The organism is Bartonella sp. AP36NXGY (assembly GCF_042195865.1).
Lineage (GTDB): Bacteria > Pseudomonadota > Alphaproteobacteria > Rhizobiales > Rhizobiaceae > Bartonella.
Map to the genome: position 1 here is coordinate 47,384 of NZ_JBHIPD010000011.1, position 24,755 is coordinate 72,138.

At 38.5% G+C, this 24,755-nt stretch carries 13 protein-coding genes and 2 pseudogenes; 13 read left to right on the forward strand and 2 right to left on the reverse strand.

The genetic code is table 11. The features are described from left to right. Nucleotides 1-65: 65 nt before the first annotated feature. The 13 genes and pseudogenes from traG to ACFINX_RS06145 all read left to right on the forward strand — a co-directional run bounded on the left by traG (nt 66) and on the right by ACFINX_RS06145 (nt 22,184). Nucleotides 66-1,982, forward strand: a complete 1,917-nt coding sequence (gene traG, locus ACFINX_RS06085; RefSeq protein WP_375668482.1) for a Ti-type conjugative transfer system protein TraG — start codon at nt 66-68, stop codon at nt 1,980-1,982. A 516-nt stretch (nt 1,983-2,498) separates the two neighbouring features. Beyond that, on the forward strand, nt 2,499-4,127 hold the full coding sequence (locus ACFINX_RS06090; RefSeq protein WP_375668483.1) for a BID domain-containing T4SS effector: 1,629 nt from the start codon (nt 2,499-2,501) through the stop codon (nt 4,125-4,127). Between the two features lie 247 nt (nt 4,128-4,374). Further along, nucleotides 4,375-4,557: pseudogene (locus tag ACFINX_RS06095) on the forward strand (type IV secretory system conjugative DNA transfer family protein); the annotation flags it as partial. A 1,203-nt stretch (nt 4,558-5,760) separates the two neighbouring features. After that, complete coding sequence (locus tag ACFINX_RS06100) at nt 5,761-7,359, forward strand: BID domain-containing T4SS effector (protein ID WP_375668484.1); 1,599 nt, start codon at nt 5,761-5,763, stop codon at nt 7,357-7,359. A 309-nt stretch (nt 7,360-7,668) separates the two neighbouring features. Then, nucleotides 7,669-8,943, forward strand: a complete 1,275-nt coding sequence (locus tag ACFINX_RS06105) for a BID domain-containing T4SS effector (RefSeq protein ID WP_375668485.1) — start codon at nt 7,669-7,671, stop codon at nt 8,941-8,943. A gap of 341 nt (nt 8,944-9,284) precedes the next feature. After that, the gene (locus tag ACFINX_RS06110; RefSeq protein WP_375668486.1) at nt 9,285-10,244 is read left to right on the forward strand and encodes a BID domain-containing T4SS effector; all 960 of its coding nucleotides are present in this window, start codon (nt 9,285-9,287) and stop codon (nt 10,242-10,244) included. 352 nt (nt 10,245-10,596) lie between these two features. Then, the gene (locus tag ACFINX_RS06115; protein WP_375668487.1) at nt 10,597-11,880 is read left to right on the forward strand and encodes a BID domain-containing T4SS effector; all 1,284 of its coding nucleotides are present in this window, start codon (nt 10,597-10,599) and stop codon (nt 11,878-11,880) included. A gap of 304 nt (nt 11,881-12,184) precedes the next feature. Further along, nucleotides 12,185-13,966 carry a BID domain-containing T4SS effector gene (locus tag ACFINX_RS06120; RefSeq protein WP_375668488.1) on the forward strand — a complete coding sequence of 594 codons (1,782 nt, stop codon included), beginning with the start codon at nt 12,185-12,187 and terminating at the stop codon, nt 13,964-13,966. Nucleotides 13,967-14,283: 317 nt separating this feature from the next. Beyond that, entirely contained in the window at nt 14,284-17,514 is a 3,231-nt protein-coding gene (locus ACFINX_RS06125) for a BID domain-containing T4SS effector (protein WP_375668489.1), read from the forward strand. A 775-nt stretch (nt 17,515-18,289) separates the two neighbouring features. Continuing rightward, a complete protein-coding gene (murJ, locus tag ACFINX_RS06130) occupies nt 18,290-19,861 on the forward strand; it encodes a murein biosynthesis integral membrane protein MurJ (protein ID WP_375668490.1) in 1,572 nt (523 codons plus the stop codon). A 60-nt stretch (nt 19,862-19,921) separates the two neighbouring features. Further along, nucleotides 19,922-20,992 (forward strand): tryptophan--tRNA ligase, encoded by a 1,071-nt coding sequence (gene trpS, locus ACFINX_RS06135; protein ID WP_375668491.1) that lies wholly within the window; start codon nt 19,922-19,924, stop codon nt 20,990-20,992. Nucleotides 20,993-21,054: 62 nt separating this feature from the next. Further along, nucleotides 21,055-21,546, forward strand: a complete 492-nt coding sequence (locus tag ACFINX_RS06140; protein ID WP_375612177.1) for a universal stress protein — start codon at nt 21,055-21,057, stop codon at nt 21,544-21,546. Nucleotides 21,547-21,605: 59 nt separating this feature from the next. Beyond that, nucleotides 21,606-22,184 carry a NifU family protein gene (locus ACFINX_RS06145; protein ID WP_375668492.1) on the forward strand — a complete coding sequence of 193 codons (579 nt, stop codon included), beginning with the start codon at nt 21,606-21,608 and terminating at the stop codon, nt 22,182-22,184. Nucleotides 22,185-22,618: 434 nt separating this feature from the next. Here ACFINX_RS06145 and ACFINX_RS06150 read toward each other — a convergent pair. Together ACFINX_RS06150 and ACFINX_RS06155 are read right to left on the reverse strand one after the other, a co-directional pair. Further along, a pseudogene (locus ACFINX_RS06150) lies at nt 22,619-22,699 on the reverse strand (DUF4102 domain-containing protein); the annotation flags it as partial. Between the two features lie 875 nt (nt 22,700-23,574). Beyond that, nucleotides 23,575-23,910 carry a zinc ribbon domain-containing protein YjdM gene (locus ACFINX_RS06155; protein ID WP_273790940.1) on the reverse strand — a complete coding sequence of 112 codons (336 nt, stop codon included), beginning with the start codon at nt 23,908-23,910 and terminating at the stop codon, nt 23,575-23,577. Nucleotides 23,911-24,755: the final 845 nt, after the last annotated feature.

Genomic DNA, 24,755 nt, shown 5'->3' on the forward strand with positions numbered 1-24,755 from the left:
TCATATCACACACCTGGAAAAGAGCACTTCGCAACATATTCTGACAGAATTGAAAGTAAAATATAATGAAATATACCAAAACACAAATGGTACTCATTTTAACCCCTATCGCTTTAGGTGCTTTAACGATATTCCTTGTCCCTCACTTTTTGTTGTTTATAACAAATGGACTAAAGAGCGATCAAATTTATTGGACTCTTCGTTCTGAGCCTTTATTAGTCTTAGCACTAACGGCTGCTGTTTCATTGTTGTATAGTCTCTCGCAAAAACTGCACCTGCGTAAAATGATCACTTTTGTCTCCGTTGTCTTTTTTGGAACAACCGCTCTTTACTATATTGGTGGTGAAATAAAACGTTTAAGTCCCTATGTTGGCCAACAAGGAATAACGTGGAGCTACGCTCTTCAATTTATGGATCCCATGGTTGTCTTTGGCATCATCATTGGTGTTTTTTTGTCCCTCATTCAATTCATAACAACCTCTCCACCTAAAAGTAAGGTCAAGCGTGCAAAAAAAGGTGTTTTTGGTGAAGCATCATGGATGAATTTAAGAGAGGCAGCAAAAATCTTTCCTGCCAATGGGCAAATTGTTGTGGGTGAAAGATATCGTGTCGATCAAGATAATGTGTGCAACATTCCCTTTGCACCTGGCAATAAAACAACATGGGGAAAGGGTGGAACAGCCCCTTTGCTAACCTTTAATCTTGATTTTGGTTCAACTCATATGATCTTTTTTGCTGGTTCTGGTGGCTATAAAACAACAAGTACAGTAGTTCCTACGTGTTTAACCTATCCAGGGTCTATTATTTGTCTTGATCCTTCAACAGAAGTTGCCCCAATGGTCAAATTTGCGCGTCAAAAAATGGGAAATAGAAATGTCATTGTTCTCGATCCCAACTCATTGTTAACAAAAAACTTTAATGTCATCGATTGGCTTTTAGACGACAGCGTACCACGCACACAACGCGAAGCGAATATTGTAAGCTTTTCAAAGTTGCTTCTTACAGATAAAAAATCAGACAATTCTTCAGCGGAATATTTCTCAACACAAGCCCATAACCTATTAACAGCTCTTCTTGCTCATGTTGTATTTTCTGATGAATATGAAGACTGTGAGCGCAATTTAAAAACATTGCGTGGTATTCTCTCTCAATCAGAAACAGCTGTTGTTAATCAATTACGCATGATTCAAGAAACAACACCTTCTCCTTTTATTCGTGAAATGGTTGGTATTTTTACAGAAATGGCAGAACAAACCTTTTCAGGGGTTTATACCACCGCCTCAAAAGACACCCAATGGCTTTCTTTATCCAATTATGCAGATCTTGTCTGCGGAGATGATTTTTTTTCCTCAGATATTACCAATGGCAATACAGATGTTTTTCTCAATCTCCCCGCAAGCATTTTAAACAGTTATCCAGCTATTGGACGTGTGATTATTGGCGCCTTTCTCAATGCCATGGTTACAGCAGACGGTAACTATAAAAAGCGTGTTTTATTTGTCTTAGATGAAGTTGATCTTTTAGGCTATATGAATATTTTAGAAGAAGCCCGCGACCGTGGACGTAAATACGGTACATCCTTGATGCTCTTCTATCAATCCTCTGGCCAGTTGGTCAACCACTTTGGAGAAGCAGGAGCACGTTCATGGTTTGAAAGTTGTTCCTTTGTCAGCTATGCTGCCATTAAAGATCTCCAAACTGCCAAAGACATTTCAGAACGCTGTGGCCAAATGACCGTTGAAGTAACCGGAACGAACAAATCAAGAGGTTTATCTTTAGGAAAGAGTTCATACAACGTCAATTACCAACAAAGAGCCCTGATTTTACCCCACGAAGTTATTCAAGAAATGCGTCAAGATGAACAAATTATTCTTATGCAAGGACAACCCCCTTTACGTTGTGGGCGCGCCATCTATTTCAGAAGAAAAGAAATGTTAGCCGCAGCTGCAAAAAACCGCTTTGCTCCACAAAAGAAAAACTAAAAAACACCCTCTAATGGAGGCCATGCATCAAAACAAAAACATCAAAGGATAAAAGCAGAGATTCTATCTCATAAAAGCCTATAAAGAAGGAATTCCCGCTTGATACAACAAGAAAAATATGGGGAAAAGTCTTTAAATGATGGTATTATACCTGTGCTTACCAATGCCAATTTTCTTTATAAAGCACTCTCCTCATCTCCAAATAATAAATACCAATCATATCTATGCCTTGAGAATCCTATCAGGAAACTTTTGAAGGCACCGCTTTTATAGGGAAATTTTTCTACAAAAAAATTAAAAGACAATATGCATGAAAACAACCCAAATGAACCATTCTCTCTCAGTAAAAGAAAAAAATGCCAAGATAAAGATTGATACACTCAAAAACACCTACGAATTTGAGGGATTTTTTCCTCACCCAAGTCTCAACATCTCAAAACAATATGCGTGGGGGATTTTCAAACAAAAAGTTTAACACACTCTCATAGACAATGTAACATTATAAGGAATGTAACAATGCCCAAAGCAAAAGAAAAAACAAAAGGAATTCCCTCACCCCATAATTATATCTATCTTGGTACCCAAATTCTCAAAAATAGATATGGAGAAACAGATTTAAAACGTTTTCTGGAAAAATGCTCACATGATAGGCAAAAAGCCATGATCAATCTGCGTGCAGAACCCCTGCCAGAATATTTTAATTCAACTTATCTATGCTATATCCACCAACAATTGTTTAAAAATACCTTTGTATGGGCTGGACATCTGCGCCATATCCCCTTCGCATTTACAGACGATAGCATTGCCGCCATGCCAGAAATGAAAAGAATGGAATGGGGCAATAATTTTGCAACCGGTGAAGAAATCCCTGAACTCTTACAAAAATTAGATCAAACGCTTGCCGAAAAAGACAATTTGCAAGGCTTAACACGCGAAGAATTTGTCAAGGAAGCAACGAGTCTATTTTATTCTCTTCACAAAATCCACCCATTCATAGATGGCAATGAGCACACAGAACAAGTCTTTTTTGAAAATCTTGCCAAAGCTGCAGGACATCAGCTTGACTTTTCGCTTGTCACACAAAAACGTATGATGGCTGCCTGTAGCGAAGCAATGCAATATAGCAATACACAACTGTTGAAAGATCTTTTTGAGGATATCTCCAATCCCCCCAAAATACGTCTTTTAAAAGAATTTATGGACCACATAAACAATACGGGACGCAACGTGGATGATCGCCTTGTTATGGCAACAAAGGCAGGAGAAACCTATATAGGAACTTATAAAGGTTGTTATTCAGAAGGTTTTATACTCGATATGCAAGGAACTTACATCATTGGTAGCAAAGATGATCTCACACCAGAACGATTAAAAACACTAAAACCTGGTGATATCATTACCTTTACCGCCCCCAACAGCAAAGAGCTTGAAAACACGCTTATTCCAAAAGAAACATTAGCGCCTCTCACAAAAAGTGAATGTGCCAAAACAGTTGCGCTAGATAGTTACGTTCTCAAAGCTCAAAAGCAAGTCCGAGCTTACGCAAAAGCTGTTTATGGTGACGCAAACGTATTAAACGAACAGATAGAAGAGATTATTAAAAATCCAGAATTAGGCAGACAGTTTGCTAATCAGATTAAACAGGCACCGCACTCTGTTTCTCCTCTTGCAGGTTTTAGTATATGCGGTCTACAAAATCCGGCACGTGTACACGCTCGAAATTATCTTGATGTGCTCTCTCTTGCAATTGAGAATTATGTGTATACTGTAGAAGCTACCTATAATATAGTCACTCGAGACCATAAAATTAAACAAGAACGCCTTGGAAAAGCGGTAGAGAATCCCAGTCAAAACTTGCAAATTATTTTTGCTTTATCACCGGAAAAACAAAGAGAAATCTTGTCTCAATCTCCTCAATTACACCAAGAGCTCCGTACTTTTATAAACAGTTTAGAACATCGTCTCTCATCAAACGAATGTAGTGCGATCACAAATAAAGATTATGAAACACTTGCACAAAGTATTGGTATATCAGAACAGAAAGCACGAGAAATTACCGACATTGTTCAAAAAGCAAGGAACACTCATAGCCAATTCTACACACGCACACAAAATCGTTCAAATACACTTGCTATGGCCAACTAAAAATATGAAACTTTGTTTTTTTGATTTAAACACCTATGTGAAAGAGATATTTTAATATTCTTATCATACATGCAAAAAACAGACTACTTAAGCGCCCTACCACCAATTTTGCACATAGCATATACACCATATCCAAAGCAATTGGACAGGATAATTGTTAATTCCTTTTAAACGTCATGATTACTACCAACGAAAGCTACAAAAGCCTATTTTATTTGTCTTAGATGGAGTCGATTTTCGTGGTTATATGAATATTTTAAAAAGAGCACTCATTTTACCCCACGAAGTTATTCGAGAAATGCGTCAAGATGAACAAATTATTCTGATGCAAGGCTCCCCTTCGCAATGTGGTTGCGCCATCTATTTCAGAAGGAAAGAAATGTTAGCCGCAGCTGCAAAAAACCGCTTTGCTCCACAAAAGAAAAACTAACTTCTTATTACGAGATCTTGACTATGAAAAGTCCAACCACAAAAACAACATACATTTCTATTTTTTAAAAACCCGTTAACAAAAAGTTTTTGACCGCTTCTTCACACATAAGGAAAACATGATAAAAAATCCGTGTTTTTTCCTTTTTGTATTTTGTGTATCGTTTTACCAGTACCCATCGTCTTTACAAGAAAGTCCACCCCCCTCAAATCACCTATAACCAAACCAACATTTCCACTTGAGAACGTCCTGCAAATACATTCCTACAAAGCTTTTTGTTTATAATTTATCCCCTACAAACAAGCAAAAACATTTCACAACGCTAATCACCAATATCAAGACTTAAAAAAACGGTTGATCTTTGAGACAACAACTCTCAAAACACCTACACTCAAGAACATCGATTTTTTCCCAAAAAATATTTAAGATATACATCAAAATGAATAAATCATTCTTATACAAGCTTTCCCCCCTTTACGATATCATAAAGTGTTCTATTTTAATGATAAAGCGCTGAAAAAGGCTTTTCTCCCCAACCAAAGAAAAGTTTTTATTCTCTTATGGGTCTTAAATCTTAAAGCAGCGCACACAATAAGAGCAACAACACAAAGTAAAAAACATTTTGTTGCAAAAATACACAAAAAAGATGTTCGTATGGCAAGATATTCATATGGAGCAATAAAAAAAATATAATGGAGAAAAATTTTTGATGACTGCTTTTGCCCATAGATTCACCAATCTGAGAGCTGTGTATGAAAAGTACCAGCACCATCCACTAACCAAGAGCGATTACACCCGCTATATCCACGCCCCTCATCAAAGCGCTCTTGCAAACAACTTTGTTAAAGGAAAAAACAACAATTTTAAGCAACATTTTTCTTTTTGACCTCTTCCTTACACCTCAAAAAACGAAGATTTTACCCAGAGTCAATTTATAGAAAATCCATTTTCTGACCACTCATGGGCTTCATATCAGCGCCCTAAATACCAGCATTTTACAGTACAAGATAATAAACAAAGGAAACATCAGAAAAGCTTTTCAAAAGCATCACAAAACGATTGATACAACATCCATACACTGAAGGGAAAAGCACTCCCTCTCATAACAACCAAAATCTCAAAAGAATACGCGAAGGGGAATTTTTCACATGCAGCGTTTAAGACGCTCATCAACCATCACCCTACCTACTTAGGAGAGATTACATGTTAGAGCAAAATTATCTATATAAAGGAACCAAAACACTCAAAAATAAATATGGCATCAAAGACCCTAAAAAACTGTATCAACGCAGTACCCATGACGTCACTAAAGCAGCCGTAAATTTTCGCCATGAACCACCCCCACAAAAATTTGATGCTTCCTATCTAAAACTAATCCACTGGAGCCTCTTCTACGAAACTTTTGAATGGGCGGGCCACACCCGCGATACATCCTTTACATTTGAAGACGGCACTTCTGCCCATATGCCGGCGATGCGTCCCAAAGGTTATGAAGTTCCTTTTGCTATTGGACCGAAGATTCAAAAAGAACTAAAACAACTCGAAAAAACACTTAATGAAAAGAACAATTTAAAAGGTTTATCGCGCCAAGAATTTGCTGAAAGTGCCGCTGAAGTTTTTATGGCGCTTGAACACGCGCATCCTTTTAGAAAAGGGAATGGGCGCGTCAATCGAATGTTTATGGAAAAACTTGGACAAGCAGCAGGGCATACCATTGACTTTTCTTTCATCACAAAAGGACGCATGACAGCAGCTTGTATTGAAGCCATGCAATATGGCAATCCTCAACCGATGAAAGATCTTTTTGAAGATATCACGCATCCGCAAAAATCCCTTGTTTTAAAAGAATTCATCTCCCAAATGAGAAACGCTGGATTGGATGAAATTAACAATCGTGTTGTTGTTGCTGCAAAAGAAGATGTAACCTATGAAGGCATCTTTAGAGGTTTTTCAGCAGAAGGTTTTGTCATGGAAGTAGAGGGAGCTTTCGTCGTCGGACACAAAGATGATCTTCCCCCAGAACAAGTCAAAACATTACAAAACGGTGCCCGCCTCTGCTTTCAAAAAACCAACGTTCAAAGCTTAAAAGAAACACTGATCCCAAAAGAAACTTTAGCCCCTCTTACCCATGAAGAGTTATTTGAAAGGATTTCAAATGACGCTTATGTTGAAGCATGCCGAAAAGAAATCGAAAATTTATCAAAGACTGTTTATGGTAAAACCCAGTCCTTAAAGACAACATTAGATATCATAACGGCAGCTCCAAACTTAGGAAATCAGTTTGCCGATGAAACTTTACAAAACCCTCAATCAATTTCTAAATTTGCTGGGAGTAAAATACTTGGCATGAAAAGTTCAAATCGCAGACAAGCCGAACAGGCTGTTCCACAACTCAGCCAAGCCCTTAAAAATTATGGCGCAATAACACAACAAACAAAAGATGCAATTCTAGAGCAACACCAAAGAGAACAAAATCGCCTGAACCACACTGTCGAAAAACCTGGAAAAAATTTACAAAACCTTTTTGCCTTACCAGAAGAACAACAAAGGGAAGCTTTATTGCATTCTCATTCACTGCGACAAGAACTCCATACCTTTTCACGACAACTACACAATCGTCTATCCTCAGAAGATCGTAAAGCCATACAAGAAAAAGACCATACCAGACTAGCGTGCCTCCTTGGGACATCGGAAAGCAAAGCAAAAGAAATTGCGAATACAGTAAAGAACACCCAAGAAGCACAATGCCAAGCTCGCAGCTTGAAAGTTAGTCGTTCCTCATCGCTGGCTCTTACCGGCTAAAAACGCGTAAACTTTTGCCTTCCAACAGAACTCTTTATGCCAATCATTTTATCTCCATTGCGCCCACCAATTGTTTTAAAATGTTACAAAAGATAGTCCTAAAAATGAATCCTATAATTTACTATAACTTATTGATAATATTTCATAAAAAAACTGTATAAAAGACATAAATGTCCATTACATATCAATATGAATAGCGCGAAGTCTTTGGAGACCATTCAGTTTGATATTCTTCTTTTGTCTTAAAAAATATCAAAAAGTGGGAAATGCGCCAAAGAGGTTTTCTAAAAATATTGAAAGGAAACAGCCATGAAAAAAAGTCACCCACAACCAGCCCCCCAGAACCCACAACCCCAGAGCCAAGCCCCCCTCTACGCAAAGGTTAATAAACCACCCAAAGAACAGCGCACCTCACCTCAATATACACTTCAACAACCACCAGAAACGGTTTATGCTCCCAAAAAGCCACTTGACCAACAAAACCTAGGAGCTTCTAATGTAGAAGACCTCTACGCAAGGGTTAATAAGCCACCCAAAGAACAGCGCACCTCACCTCAATATACACTTCAACAACCATCAGAAACGGCCTATGCTCCCAAAAAGCCACTTGACCAACAAAACCTAGGAGCTTCTAATGTAGAAGACCTCTACGCAAGGGTTAATAAGCCACCCAAAGAACAGCGCACCCCACCTCAATATACACTTCAACAACCATCAGAAACGGCCTATGCTCCCCAAAAGCCACTAGGAAATCCCTATGACAGACTTGGTGAAAGACCAAGTGATGGGCGACGCACCGACAAACTCGTAAACCCCTATTCAATAACGGATTTGGCAGCACAAAATTGGCAAACACCCTACGACACAGTTGGTGGAGGTGCACAGGGTGGACGACATCCCCAAGAACCAGAACATCTCTATGCAGAGCTTGATTTTGGTGCAAATGGTGGACGCTCTCCCCAAAGATCACTCGAATCTGTCTATACAACGGTTGGCATGGGGGCTGAAGGCGGGCAAGAGTCTGAACAACTAGAAAATCCCATCTATCTAGGCGTTGGCGGAAATAGAATCTCCCCTCCCAGAACCCCAAAAGATGTGGTTACAACAAGGCTTTTACAAAACACAAGCTTTCAATATGGTGTAAGAGAAATCCAAGAGCGATGCAAAGTTGTTTATGGAAAAGAACATGCTTTGAATGGACCACTTGCGAAGATCCTTGACGATCCTCAAAATGCAGAACAAATCTTATGGGACCTTGCAGAAAATCCTCAAAGCGCTGGTAAGCTTGCAGGTCACAAAATACTTGGTGTAAAATCTCCAAGCCGCAGAGAAGCTGAAGATGAGTTTACCCACCTTTGCTCAGCTCTTGAGAGGCATATACATACGGCACAAAAGCTCCATAAACAGTTTACACGTGAACAGGAAAGAGAAAGAGGTCAAAAACAAGAAAATCCAGAAAGAGAAGCAGAACACAGACACCACCACCACCATCATCATCACGCAAGAGGACAAGAACAAAATAGTCCAGAGTACAGCCCACAACGACAAAGACATGGAGAAAAAGGAATGGCTTTTGCCATGTAAGTGGACATAAACATAAAAACAGATAGGTTTTTGTTTTTCATGTAATTTTTTTTCAGTGAGTTTCTTGGTGCAAATCATTTTATCGTGATTGCACCAAGAATTGTTTTAAAATATTACAAAAAATAGTCCTAAAAATGGATTCTGTAATTTATTATAACTTATTGATAATATTTCATAAAAAAACTGTATAAAAGACATAAATGTTCATTACATATCAATATGAATAGCGCAAAATCTTTGGAGGTCATTCGGTTGGATATCTTCCTTATATAAAAGTTATCAAAACTAAAAGTGGGGAATGCACCAAAGAGGTTTTCTAAAAATATTGAAAGGAAACATGTATGAAAAAACATCATCCAAGCCCTTCTGCAAATCCAGAAGCCCTCTATGCAAAAGTTAATAAACCAACCAGAGGAAACCAGCGCGGTCCAACCCCAGAAGAGGAAGTTCTATACGCATCAGTTAGCACCTCTTCCCCTCTTTCAAGAGACAGACATCATGCTCAAAGGAGTGAAGATCCTGAAACCGACTATACAACGGTTGCTTCTCCAAGACATGAAACTGATGTTCTATACGCATCAGTTAGCAGCGTTACCCCTTCTTCAAGAGGTAAACATCAAAGGACAGAAGATCCTGAAACCGACTATACAACGGTTGCTTCTCCAAGACACGAAACTGATGTTCTATACGCATCAGTTAGCAGCGTTACCCCTTCTTCAAGAGGTAAACATCAAAGGACAGAAGATCCTGAAACTGACTATACAACGGTTGCTTCTCCACAACAAAGAGGAAGATCTTCATCTTCCCTCACAACGGAACAAATAAGTGTCATGCTTTTAAAAAATCCACAAGTTCAAGCATATGCACAAGAGGTCGTGCATTGGGGTACAACTGTTTATAACAGTGACACGCTTTTCCAACAGCACTTGCAAGACATACTTAAAGATCCCACTAAAGGAAAAGAGCTTTCAAATCAACTTGCTGAAAATCCTGAATCTATGCATAGGCTTGCTGGACGCTCCACACTTGGCTTAAAAAATCAAGCACGCAAAGCAGCTGAAGACGGTTTTAAACTGCTCGTTGATGCCATTGATGGTTATACGAAAGCTGTAGAAAATGCAACGGAACAGCTATTGCACACCCCTCTAGCGGAACAAAGACGCCGTCAAGAAAATTCTCAGCAAGTTGAGAGACACCATCATCGTCATCATCATCACACAAGAGGACAAGAACACAATAGTCCAGAGCAAAGCCCTCAACGACAAAGACATGGAGAAAAAGGATTTTCTTATGCCATGTAAAGAGGCATAGACGTAAAAACAGATAGTTTTTGTTTTTCATGTAATTTTTTTCAATGAGTTTCTTGGCGCAAATCGTTTCATCGCGATTGCGCCAAGAATTGTTTTAGAATGTTACAAAAAATAGTCCTAAAAATGACGCCTGTAATTCACGATAAATATTGATAACTTATTGATAATATTTCACAAAAAAACTGTATAAAAGACACAAATGTCCATTAAGCTGATTGCAAATAGCGCAGATCTTTGGAAGCTCATTCAGCTCGATATTTCTTTTGTCTCAAAGCGATCCAAGCATAAAAGGCAAGAATGCACCAAAGAGGTTTTCTAAAACAATTTTTGAAAGGAAACATGCATGAAAAAAAAACACCCTCATCCTTTTCCATCCTCTTCAATACAAGAACTTATAAAGCTCTATGAACAAGCGGCGGCAGAGGTCTCAGGCGCAGCTCCCCTTCCTAAAGAAACGCCTTCAAAAAGCAAAAGACTGTCATCCATACCGGAAGAAGATGAGGAAAGACAATCTCTTTTAAGCGAAGAAACTGTACATGCATCAACAAATCGAACAGCTTCGTTAACAAGAGGCGGCTCTACCAAAAGACCGCAAGAAGCTGAAACGACACACGCAACAATTCCTTCACAAGCAGCATTACAAAGGGCAACAAGAGTTCTCTCAGAGGAAGAGATCATTCTATTGCTTCCACACCATTCATTGGTTCGAACCTATCAAGAAGAAATCCAACATTTATCCGCAAGTGCCTATGGTAACCCAAACATTTTGCAAGAAAAAATGCAGGAAATTCAAAGAAATCCCGCTGCAGGAGAGGAGCTCTCATGGCGCATGGCAGCCCATCCTGAAAGTCTTGCTAAACTTTCCGGCACCAGCGCGTTGGGCTTTAAAAATCGAGCACGTAGACAAGCGGAAGAGAGTTATTCCGCTCTCAGTATCACCATTGATTGTTATACAGAAGCTGTAAAACAGGCAAGAGAGAGCCTCGTACAATCTCCAGAGAAAGAACTCAAAAACTATGAACGCTTTATGGGGAAGGAAGCCGTCGCTGAACTTCTAAAAAAACCGGATCATCGTGAAAAAGAAACGCTTTCAGAGACAGAAATTTCTACCCAAATTCAACAACATTCAAAAGTCAGAAGACACCATGCCCAAATCCAATATTGGTGTAAAGTTGTTTTTGGTAACGCAAACATTTTGCAATCACAAACAGACGAGCTTTTCCAAAACCCTGAAACAATAGAAGCACTCGCACAACAACTTGCCGGAAATCCTCAATCTTTTCACAAGTACGCTGGTCGTAACTTTTGTGGCTTCAAAAATAAAGCACGCAGACATGCTGAAGCGGGTCTTTCTCACCTCATTGACGCCACTGACAATTATGCAACAGCTGTAACACAAGTAAGAGAGAGCCTTTCAAAAACTCAGCAGACAAAACAAGAACACAATGAAGCATCTTCTGACAGAGCGCAAAATTTGCATCAACAACAAAGCGTCTCACAGTCTACTCAACGCCCGGAGCCTTCAATAGTAACGCATGAAGGAGCAACACCCTCTACGCAACAAAGAGAAACAGATATTCGTCCTCGCAAAACTGCCGCCCCAAAAGCGATGGCTTTTGCCAGCTAAACAGACATAAGTTTTCACGTTGAATCCAACGTCTTGGCGCAACACAGGAAAGAGGTGTTTGCGCCAAGAAAGAGAGAAAATTGAAACAAAATTTATTTTTCCGTCCCTTAACCCAAACACTGGAGAAAACAATCTTTAGAGAATGAATATGATCTGAGCCAAGAGAGTCAAATCATGCGAAACCATTCAGTTTCATATCCTCTCTCATAGAAACAAATGAAAAAGCATAAAACAGGATAAAAACCAACGTACATTTTTAAATAGTATTTAAAAACAATATTGGAAGAGTTTGAAAGGAACATGCATGAAAAAAAGAAATCCCTCCCCTTTTATCACCGAAATGATGGAAAAATTTCAACAACCGGCTGAACAATCCCCCACCAGAACCCCTCCTTCCCAAGTTTCTCAAAGTTTGCCAAAAGCAACTGTAGAAAAACGCCCAGAAAATTTATCCCCCCACCCAAAAGTTGCTCCACCACCTCCCCCACGTATGAAAAGCCCAATGCAAACCAGCACAATGCCTCCTAACGCCAAAAACCAAGAGACGCCTCCCCCACAAAAAAAAGCAGCTCCACAAAAACCTCCGCGTGCAAAAGAGAGGCAACAACATAGACCAACAGTTCAAGAGTCCCCTTCCCCGCAAAAAAAAATGGCCCCGCCCCCGCCCCCACGTATGAGAGAAAAAACACAAGCCGACGCAAAAATCCAAAAGCATGAAACCCAAGAAAGCCCCTCCACGCGCATAAAAATGGCCCCACAAAGACCACCGCGTGCAAAAGATAGAGAACAAAACAAACCAACTGCTCAAGAATCCCCTTCTCTACAGACAAAAGTGGCTCCGCCCCTTCCCCCACGCATGAGAGAAAGAGTACAAAACGGCACAAAAATTCAAAATCCTGAAACACACGAACCAAGTGTTAGACCCAAAATATCATCACATATGAAAGTCAGGCAGCAAAGCAGTTCATCATCACAAGACAGTGGAACATATGCCGTCCCGCCTTCAAGAAAAACGCACCGTATACAAAACAGAAAACAAAGCGATACTGTCGTCTCAAAAACTTCCTCTCCACACACAGCAATTGAACAACCAAAACCGTCTCACGAACAAAAACCATCTATTAATACAATGGAAAGAGAGCTATTGCTCGTAGCATATCAAGAAGAAATACGATTTTTGAGCGAAAAGGTTTATGGCGACCGACTTATTTTAAATGAAAGAATAGAAGCAATCAAAGAAAACCCCGATATGGGAGAACAGCTCTTATGGGATGTTACAGAACGGCCTAAGTCTATTTCTAAGCTTGCTGGTAGAAAAGTTCTTGGCATAAAAAACCATGCGCGCAGAAAAGCTGAAGAAACTCTTCCCACCCTATGTGCTGCCATTAACGGTTATGTGTATACTTCAAAATATACAAAAAGTGAAAATATTTTACAAGGTTCTCACACGGAACAACAACATCAGCGACAAACACAAGAGGAAGAGCTAACAAATCAACATTTACAAAATCCGCTCAATTCAGAAAAGAAAATAAAGCCTCTCTCAAATGAGGAAATTGCCCGCAGAGTTCAACAAGATCCATCGGTTCAATATGGTCAAAGAGAGATCCAATATTGGTGCCAAATTGTTTATAATGATCCATTTATTTTGCAATATAGAATAGAAGATATGCACAAAATTCCAGAGATGGGAGAAGAGCTTGTATTTCAAATTGAAAAGGATTCTGCATCTGTTGCTCCACTTGCTGGTAAGCAAGTCCTTGGCGTAAAAAATGGAGCACGCAAAGCCGCTGAAGAAAATCTTCCTACTCTTTGTACCGTCATTAAGGAGTATGCTGAAACTGTAAAACAGTTAAGAGAAACCATTGTGCAAAACCATCAGGCAGAACAACAAAAACGTTATCAACCACCTACCGATTTCGATAAAAAATTACAAAAGCAGCAAAGCTTATCGCAGCCCCTGAAGCTGCCTGAACGCTCAACAGCAAAGCGGCATAAAGAGGTTACAGAAACTTCTAGACAAGAAGACCAGCCGCAGGTTCGACCGCGCAGAGCCGAAACATCAAAAGCAATGGCTTTGTCGTGATAAATCTCCTAATTGTTGGCTTTTTATCCAAAACTTTGGTGCAATTATCTTGCCAAGATTGCATCAAAGACGGTGTGTGAAATACAGAAAACTTTGAATAAGACACCCCATTATTTTACAGAATTCATTGATAAAATTTCACGATAATACTTCAAAATTATAAACTTTAACTTTGTTCCATGCGAATAAGGTCAATTTTTTCAATCATTCAAATAGGCATTCTTCTTTGAAGAAAACGCTATGAAAATAACATAAGGCAAAAAATGTAAACAAAGAAGATTTCAAAAAATAATGTTACCATTTGAAAGGAAATATGCATGAAAGAAAACACAGAACATTGTGCCTCCTCTACACAGGAAGAATTGCAAGAACAACACTCTGTAATTAATGCAGCCATTTCAAAGCAAATCAATGAAGAAGCGCAAAATTTTTTCTACCCCAATAGCAAAGTGCTTAAAAATAAATACCGCATCAAAGATAAAGAAATATTAAAAGAATGCTGTTCTAATGATGTAAAAAAAGAAATGATAAAACTGCATCAAGAACCTCTACCAGAGCAGTTTAATGCCTCTTATCTAAAATACCTTCATCAACGCCTCTTTTCCCGTACATTTGAATGGGCCGGACAAACACGCGAAAAGCCTTTTACATTTGAAGATGGCTCTGTTGCTTCTATGCCCATTTTGAAAAGAAAAGAATTTACAAAACCTTTTGCGATTGGCAGAAAAATACAGGAGGGACTAGAAAAGTTAGATAAAACGCTTGCTGAAAAGAATAATTTACAAGGCTTAACGCACGAAGAATTCGTTGAACAAGCAGCTGGTATAATGATAGATTTGCACCACTTGCATCCTTTCAGAGAGGGCAATAGGCGCACAAAGAGACTGTTTGTTGAAAAACTCTCTCAAGCAGCAGGACATGAGCTAGACTTTTCTCTTGTGAGCAAAAAACGTAAAGACTTTGTCCGCGCCGCTGCCATGGAACATGGTAACCCAGAGCCTATGAAGCATCTGCTTGAGGATATCTCAAATCCAGAAAAATTGCTCCTCTTACGAGAATTCACCAACTCTATGAGAGAGCTTGGATTGGATGAAAAAAATTATTATCTCGCTGTCGTTGCAAAAGAAGGAGAAACCTATCATGGTACCTATAGAGGCAGTGGACCCAATGGCTTCATGCTTGATGCCAACGGCATTTTCATCTTGGGAAATAAAAAAGATCTCACCCCAGAGCAAATACAGACATTAAAAATCGGTGATGCCCTCTCCTTTACAGCACAAAAAGTTCAAAACCCAGAAAAAAACCAGCAAAAAACATTGCTTCCAGAAGAAAAAGAAGAAAAAAGAGCCACTCTTAAAAACGATGAAATAACTGAAAAGAGCAAAGACAACGCATCCATTCAAACAAAGAAAAAAGAACAAGCCCATTTTTCACCGTGGATTGCCCCTCATGCTTTACATGACAGCGTTGAAGTTATGCCCCAAAGTTTGCAAGAACAAGAAAAAGAACAAATGGCACAACCAATTGCTCAATCGGCTTCCGCTATGAGGCAAATGCAAAAAGATTTTCAAAAAAACATTTTACAGAGCAGTAATACAGCGACAAATAATCCAATATCTGTCAAAATGACAAAGGAAACACGCTCTGATCATCAAGAAAGAACAAAACAGCCCCCAAAAAAAGCAATGGTATACTGGGATACTGGTACAAGAAAAACGGACACCGTCCCTCTCACCTTACAGGAGAAATTATCATCACCGCCTGAAACCGAAGAAAATAAGACAATGTACCGTAATTTCTTTTGCCCTAATAGTATCACCTTAAAAAATAAATATGGTATAAAAGACTATAAAAAATTAAAAGTGCAATGTGCCCATGATACAACAAAAGCAATCATTCATCTACGCCAAGAAGCGCCACCGCAAAAACTAACTTCCACATATCTCCAATATATTCATCACACCCTATTTAAAAATACTTTTGAATGGGCCGGACAAACACGCGAAAAACCATTTACATTTGAAGATGGTACCGTTGCTTATATGCCAATGATGAAAAAAGCTGGTATTTCTTTTGCCTCAGCAAAACAGATACAAGAGAGACTAGAAAATTTAGATAAAATACTTGCTGAAACGAATAGTTTAAAAGGCTTAACCCGCGAAACATTTGTTGAACATGTCACTGAAATGTTGATACAGCTCAACTATACACATCCTTTCAGAGAAGGCAATGGACGCACGCAACGAATGTTTTTTGAAAAACTTGGGCAAGTTGCTGGCCACACACTCGACTTTTCTCTTGTAACAGAAAAACGTATGAATCTTGCCAGCATTGCATCGCTAAAACATAACGATAAAGAAGAAATGAAACATCTGCTTGAAGATATCTCAAATCCAGAAAAAATACTTATTTTAAAAGAATTCATGGACAGTATGAAACATATCGGGCTTGAGAGTATTCATCATCATCTTATTATAACAGCAAAAGAAGGTCATACCTATAAAGGCTTTTACAGAGGCAGTGGACCCAATGGCTTTATGCTTGATGCTAACGGAATTTTCATCTTGGGAAATAAAAAAGATCTCACCCCAGAGCAAATACAGACATTAAAAATCGGTGACGCCCTCTCCTTTACAGCACCAAAAATTCAAAACCAGCAAGAAGTGCTTATCCCCGCACAAACAATAGCCCCCCTTACCAACAATGAAATTGCCACAAGGATAAAAAACAACGCATCCATTCAAGCAAGAAGAAAAGAAATAGAAACTTTGTGCCAAATCATTTATGGCAATCGTCATATTTTGCGGGAAAAAATTGAGATGATCCATGAAAATCATACTGAAGGAGAACAACTCACCTATCAAATTACCACCTCTCCCCAATCGATTTCTAAGCTTTCTGGTAGCAATGTATTTGGCATAAAAAACAACGCGCGCGCCCATGCTGAAGAAAATATTTTGCCCCTCTGTAGAGCCATTGATCGTTATATCAATATTTCTAAACAAACAGAAAGAGACATTCTCCATACCCATCATGTAAAACAAAGGCGGTGTGAACAGTCGGTAGAAATGCCTAAGGCTTGGATGAAAAATCTCCTTTCCTTGTCAAAAGCACAACAGCAAGAAATGTTATCAAACTCTCCTGAATTAAGGGGGGAGATAAGGACTTATATCAAAAAAATCAATGAGCGCTTATCTTCAAACGAGCATGAAGTTATAAAAGAAAATAATCCTGAAAGACTTGCGAAGAGTCTTGGCACATCAACCATTAAAGCAAAAGAGATTATGGAAATAATCAAGCAGATAAAAGAGATAGAACAGCATATACAACCCATGTATTTTTATAATCATAAATTCGATGAGCGCTTCGCACCAAACCAGCATCAATCTATAAAGAAAAACAATGAAAAAAAATGTTCCAACACCCTTGATAAAGAAGCAATTAAAGTGCAAAAAATGACAGAAATCGTCAATCAGAGTCCCAAAAGACAAGAAAATATTCAACCTCACAAAACGGAGCACACAAAAGCAATGGCAATGAATATCTAAAAGGTTTATAAACTTTAACTTTTTTGCCCCCTCTGGTAAAAATGATAGCCTTTATCCCCCTTGCCTTCATCGGCAAATCAATTGCACCTCAACGAGAATGGAAACCATGAGAGAGTAATTTTATCTTATTTCCTCAGATTTTATCCTCATCAACTGTGAAAAGAAACCTGAACAGCAAAAATGCTGTTGAAAGATCATATCTTCCTATCCTCTTGTTTATGTAATCTCTAAAACGGGAGGGCAGACAAATTTTGGGAGAACATAAAGTCGTAAAAGTAAAAACCAATCACCAGCTTTACCATCACCTTTTAGCTCAGCCTTACGACTTTTTAAAACATCTAAAGCGCTGTTTTTTTAATAATGAATAAATAATGGAAATTGCGTATTGCTCCACGCTTTTATTTTATTTGCGTTCTTTAATAGGGTCACACCCCTCACATAAAACAGAACGGTATTGGGTTGCACTATTCACGACATCACCCATAAAGAGAAATTATCATTATATATCCCTTCAAACTGTTATGATATCACTCGCATATTTCAGTTTGAAAAAGAAATTTTAATTATTTTATGGCAACAATAAAAATTTTAATACAACAGTAAACAAGGAGCATAAAAAAGTCTTCAAGCACCATTGTTGACAGAAAGATAAACACCGTCGTAAAACGCTTTCAAAAAGTATCCTTGATTAGGATAGAGATCAGATTTTTACGATTTAAAACGCTTTATTTCTCCTGTCATCGCTTCTCTTTTACAACAAAGCTGATATATCTTTATGACATTGATTAAAAAAATTGCAACAGTTGCTTCCGGAACCCTCATGAGCCGTATTTTTGGCTTCGTACGCGAAATGCTTATGGCAGCAGCCCTAGGGACAGGTCCTGTTTCTGATGCCTTTAACGCTGCTTTTCGTTTTCCCAACACATTTCGTCGTTTTTTTGCTGAAGGTGCCTTTAACGCTGCTTTCATTCCTCTTTTTGCAAAAAAAATCACTGAAGAAGGTCACGAAACGGCATGCAAATTTGCAGAAGAAGTCTTTGGCGTTCTCTTTTCGCTGCTCTTACTGTTAACGATTGCGATGGAACTGAGTATGCCTTTTTTGGTACGAACCATTATTGCCCCAGGTTTTACCGAAGATGCAACAAAATTTAACGCTACAATTCACTTTACTGCAATCATGTTTCCCTATTTAACCTGCATGTCGCTTGCTGCCATGATGGGGGGCATGCTTAATGCTCTGCGACGCTATTTTATTGCCGCCATTGCCCCACTCTTTTTAAACATTATTCTGATTGGTGTGCTTGCCTATGCTTGGATCTATAAACTTGACGCTTGGCATATCGGCTTAAATCTCTCTTGGGGTGTATTGGCAGCAGGGCTTCTTCAACTCACCTTAATTGCCCTTGCTTTGCGTCAAAGTGGAATGAAAATTTCCTTCCGCCAGCCCCATTTAAGTCCTAATGTTCGTAAGCTATTAACTTTAGCATTCCCCGCAGCCATCACAGGTGGCATCACGCAAATTAATTTGCTTATTAATACCAACATTGCTTCTAGTCAATCGGGTGCTGTCTCTTCTTTGATGTATGCTGATCGTCTTTATCAATTGCCTTTAGGCGTAATTGCCATTGCCGTTGCAACCGTTCTTTTACCAGAGTTAACACGCGCTTTGCGGAGCAAAAAGCATAAAGAAACCCACCATTTACAAAATCGCTCTATTGAATTAACATTGTTGTTAACACTTCCAGCATCCATTGCTTTTTTGCTGCTCTCCACTCCCATTGTCAGTTTGCTCTTTGAGCGAGGACAATTTACCAGTCAATCAACACACCATGTTGCACAATTACTAGAACTTTATGGATTAGGACTTCCAGCTTTTGTTCTTATTAAGGTCTTTATTCCTAATTTTTTTGCCCATGAAGATACCAAAACACCGATGATTTTTACAGGTATTTGCGTTTTTATCAATATCGGTCTCGCCTTAACATTATTTCCTATTCTATCTGCACGAGGCATTGTTATTGCTGAAATTACCTCTGGATGGGTCAACACACTGTTGCTTTGGGGGGTCCTTATCAAACGCGGTTATTGGAAATACGACTTCCAACTGATAAAGCGAACATTATGTCTCATGATGGCAACTCTTTTGAGTGCACTAGCCCTCTATTACGGATTGAATGTGCTTGGTTTTTTGTCTTTTCCTTTATCCTCACAAGCATCCTTTTTCTTGCGCGCGATCACCTTAGCTGGGATCATGATTGGCATATTTTTGATCTATTTTAGTGCCTATTTTTTATTCAACACCCGTTCCTTTTTTCACACGCTTAAAAATTTGAAAAAACGCTCATAATATCTATACTTTGTCAAAAACAATAAAATGAATAACCTTAATTGAAGAAAGAGCACTCCTATGGATACCTTCACACCACTTGTCTTTTCCGGCGTACAACCGAGTGGTCATTTACATCTTGGCAATTATCTTGGAGCCATTCAGCGTTGGGTTGAACTGCAAAACTCTCATCACTGCCTCTATTGTGTTGTGGATATGCATGCGCTCACAGTCAACCCAGATCCCTTTACTTTACGCGAATCCACCAGAACAGTGACAGCAGCTTTTTTAGCCGCCGGTATTGATCCTCAAAAACACATTATTTTTAACCAATCACGTGTTTTTCAACATGCTGAACTCGCCTGGATTTTTAATTGTGTTGCCCGTATCGGCTGGCTTCAACGCATGACACAATTTAAAGATAAAGCGGGAAAAGATCGCGAAAAAGCATCCATCGGGCTTTTTGCCTATCCCACTTTGATGGCTGCTGATATTTTAGTCTATCGTGCAACGCATGTTCCAGTAGGCGAAGATCAAAAACAGCATGTTGAACTCACACGCGATATTGCACAAAAATTTAACAACGACTATGCACAGCGTATTGCCGAATTAAATTTTGGCATCTCTATGCAAACAGATGAAGAAAAAAGACAAGGCTTTTTTCCTCTTCCAGAAGCACTGATTGGAACAACAGCCACACGCGTTATGTCTTTGCGCGATGGGACGAAAAAAATGTCAAAATCAGATCCTTCAGATTTTTCACGCATTAATTTGACCGATGACGCTGATCTTATCGCAAAAAAAATACGCAAAGCCAAAACGGATTCAGCTCCACTTCCCGATACCCTTGCCGCTTTAAAAGAACGACCAGAAGTAGATAACCTGCTTGGTATTTATGCCGCCTTTGCCAAAGTTAGCAAAGAAAAGATTCTTTTAGAATTTTCTGGTCAACAATTTTCGCATTTTAAAACAGCTCTAGCCGACCTTGTTGTCCATAAGCTTGCCCCTATAACAGAAGAATTACGTCGCCTTCATCAAGAAAGCGGTTATATCGACTCTGTTTTGCATGATGGCGCTAAACGTGCTAGTATGCTCGCAGAAGAAAATATGAAAAAAATTCGTGAAATTATTGGATTTTTGCAAGATACATAAAAATAATAAAACTAAAAACTGTAGAGAGCAAAAAAATCGTTTGTACAAAATAGAGAAAGTGCATGATTTCCAAACCCCAAAATCCGAAAAAAGAACCAAAGAAAAAAAACTTAGTTATTATCGATGAAACACCAGAGTGTCGGCGTGCCGTTGCGTTTGCCGCACAGCATGCCCAAAATACCAGTAGAACATTGGTATTACTTTGTGTCGTTGATAGTGTAGAATTTCAACATTTTCTGGGTGTAAACAACGTTATGCGTACAGAATCAAAGCAAAGTGCTCATAAAATATTAGGAGACATTGCCAGTGAAGTCCGCACCACCCATGCGCTTGAAACAGAAATAGTAGTGCGTGAAGGAAAAAAAATTGATGAGATTTCTAAACTGATCGACGAAGATAAAAGGATTGCACTGATTGTTTTAGCAGCCAGTGGACATACAGAAGGACCAGGACCCCTTGTTCAATTAATCGGGAATAAAGGAACAGCTTTTTCAATCCCTGTCATTGTTATTCCTAGCAATCTTGCCGATGAAGATATTAGATCTATTGCCTAAAAAATATAATATTCTACAATGTAAGATCTTCCCAAGCCTTCGTTATAAAAGGAGAATCTATGTTTATACAAACTGAAACCACCCCAAATCCTGCAACTCTTAAATTCTTGCCAGGACGCGTGGTTCTTTCTGAGGGCGTATTAGAATTTCGTGACCCTGAAGAAGCAGCTAAAAACTCACCTTTGGCGGCTAAACTGTTTAATATTCCCAATATCAATGGTGTCTTTTTAGGCTATGATTTTATCACCGTAAGCAAAAAAGAAGGGGAATGGCAACATCTCAAGCCCGTCATTTTAGGCACAATCATGGAACATTTTCTATCCAATGAGCCAGTGATCACTACCAACGCTACAACACAAGCACAAACCCATGCCCTTAACGAAGAATTTTATGACGAAAAAGATGTTGATATTGTCTTAACCATTAAAGAGCTGCTTGAAACGCGTATCCGCCCAGCGGTTGCCAATGATGGTGGAGATATTACTTTTCGTGGATTTGAAAATGGTATTGTTTATCTCAATATGCGCGGCTCCTGCGCTGGATGTCCCTCTTCAACGGCAACCCTCAAACATGGTATTGAAAATCTTTTACGCCATTTTATCCCTGAAGTTTTAGGCGTTGAAGCCATGCCACAATAAATATTGACCTCAATAGGTAAAATAACCACACCGATTGCCCCTCTTCAACAGTGCTCAAACATGGAATGTAAAGATCTTACGTCATTTTATTCCTGAAATTCTCGAAGTAAGCCATGCAGCCATAAAAATAGAGTACTGTTAAAAAAATCTGTCCAATAATGATACCTTCACTCACCTTTCACCTCCACATATGCCTTAAAAAGCTTTCTGCCCTTTTAAGAGCATAAGTTGTTTCAATAAACCAATTTATACGTACACAGAAGTACAATGCATGGATGTGCACTTTAAATTTATTTTGTTTTATAATCTTGTCATGCAATTTTAACGAGGAAAACACGACCTCGTTACAAAAAAGAAAACATTGCAAGATAGAGTGCCCATTTGCTTCATCTTTCTCAGTGCTTCCAACGACAAATCACGCAAAATACTTCTTGTAGCAAGCCGGCACCATCATCATATCTGCCAGCCCCTAATGATGCGACAGCTCTTTCATTAAGACGATTCATAAGAGTCATTTTTACTCCTTTCTTTCCTCATTTTTACCCACACGCCAGCCCCGCTTGTGGTGTGCAAGCAAGTGATTTTAATTGATTCAACATGGAACAGATTTGAAATGAGAGAATCCCACGTTATTCGGGGTTCTAATTCAATATGAATAACGCTAATTTATTATTATAAATCAATATGTTGTTTCAGCCACTCGACAAAGATCACATTTTGCAACTTGAATGAGAATTCTGACATTTTTCTTATTTCAATTCTGTTTTTATTGCATCAATCAAAATCGTCCGCTTACACAGCACAAACTGGATAATAACAAAAACTATTTTTAATAGCTCTTATGTACACTTTTATAAGAGACTGTTGCAGCACTAAGAGCTGAAAAATGAATGACAGTACGACCTTATCAAGGTCATAGCGTCCTTTTTCCATTCTTAAAATCAAGAATTTCCTCTATCATTTTCAATCTCATTTCCATAAATATGACGCAAAAGGTGTAACTACCCATAAAAAATAAATACATTGAAGCCAGATCTATTATGGTTGTTTGAGAAATTATCTGATAAAAAAATGAGAATATTTTTTCAATTCAGCAGAAATAAGTTTGTCTACTTTACGGCGTTGTTTTTCTCATAAAGCGCACACTTTTATTGTTGCTTATGAGTCAACATCCAGTCCCCTCATAACCCCATATTAAAAGAAAAGAAAGAGTCGCTATTTCTCTGCGATACATGGCTTTGCAATAAAGGAAAACATATTGCTCCTATCTGATTGGTGTAATCTATGAAACAAGAAAAGAAGCCCATTGGAGAAAAATATGCCCAATTAGAGAAGAATGTAAAAATAGAAAACCAACGAAATGCAAAAACAATTGCAAGAAGATAAATGCCTAAACTTTTTTCACAAACTCCGACTTTAAACTCATCTGACCAATCCCTGGAATTTTGCAATCGATATTATGATCCCCATCCACCAAGCGAATATTCTTTACCTTCGTCCCCCCTTTTAAAACAGATGAAGCGCCTTTTACTTTCAGATCTTTTATCACCATAACGGTATCTCCGTTTGTTAAAATCTGACCATTGGCATCATAAACAGTATTGGCAAGAACCGTATCATCGTTTTTTTGTGGCCATTCATGCGCGCATTCAGGACACACAAAATTTTCACCATCTTCATAAGTATAAAGACAATCACAACGAGGACATTTGGGATATTGGGTCATAAATTTCCCTTTTTTAGAAAAAACATTCATTATGACTGGTCATAAAGCAAGAAGTGCTTATTGTCCATTATTTTAGAAAAATGTTTCCCTTTGTTTCAATCCTCATCTGCCAACTGTATTCATGAATGCTATCATCACATACTATACACAAGTTTATAAAAATGATTGATCATTATACAACTCAAATAAGCCCCCCGCATATCATAAAATTTACTCACTGCATTCTCTCTAATAAATTAATCAAAATCATTTTCTTATACATCACCAATGCAATTAACGAATGGATAACAAAACAATTAGAAAAGGAACATCTCTGAATAAAACGTTCTCAGAGAGCTAAAAACTATTGCAGCATTGAGAAACAAGAAAATGATGTCCCCAACTTAACCTTTTATTTAAGTAAAGATAACAGTCATAATGTTAGAGAACAGACTGATTTATGATCATAGTTAATGGTTTTGTATATTGAATGAGAGCCGATAAATAAGCTGAGATTCTCTCAACCCCTTTTACATTGAAACAACCAAAGCCTTTTGTTTGCATGTTACAAGTAGGAAAATCCGTGTAAAACGATTATCCAAAATACTAAATACTCTCAAATATAAGAGCCAACATTGAAAGCGGGCAAAGTGAATAATGGTGCCGTCTTACTCTCTCATAAGCGTAAAAATGGTGCTGCTCAATGGATGGATGGCCGGTTATCCCTTTCAAAGCAACACGCATAAGATGCGTTTTTAGTGTCTTGAGAGAGAAGATTCTTTAAAACAAACATATGAAATGTGCAACAATGATCGTATTTTGTTTTGTATGAGAAACATTCCCCTATTAAACAAAAATTGCTATCA